General features: G+C 43.8%; 1 protein-coding gene. It reads left to right on the forward strand.

Going from position 1 to position 418, the window contains the following annotated elements:
• On the forward strand, nucleotides 1–288 hold a 288-nt coding region (locus A3763_RS28200; protein ID WP_197482777.1), incomplete at its 5' end, for a hypothetical protein.
• Nucleotides 289–418 lie beyond the last annotated feature (130 nt).

Consider the following 418-nt stretch of genomic DNA (forward strand, 5'->3'; position numbering starts at 1 on the left):
CCACGAATTAGCATTCCATTAGATGATGCTAAAAGCCTTTGGGGAGAGCCCCAAAGTACGGAAAATCTATGGGGCGAAAAAGCTTTGGGTTCTGGTATCGCTTTAAGTGCAGCAGCTACTGGCTTAATTAGTTGGGCGGGTTATGGAGTAATAGAGCTGATGTTTTTGCCTCCTTGCCAAGAACATGTATGGTCAATAAAAAATAAACAAGTCTTAGCTAAAAGCTGCAGTACCATTGGTACAGGGTATCAATCCAAAATAGTAAAATGGGATTGGTCCGAAAATTAAATCAGCTAACAAGTTTAGCCTGCCTCGCCCCGGAAAAGGCCCCGGGGCTGGACTCGCTATCGCTCGCCGCAGCTAAAGGCGTTAAGTAACCTATTAATTACTCTAAACTATAAAGAGGACGCTCTAATGA

The organism is Oleiphilus sp. HI0128 (assembly GCF_001635365.1).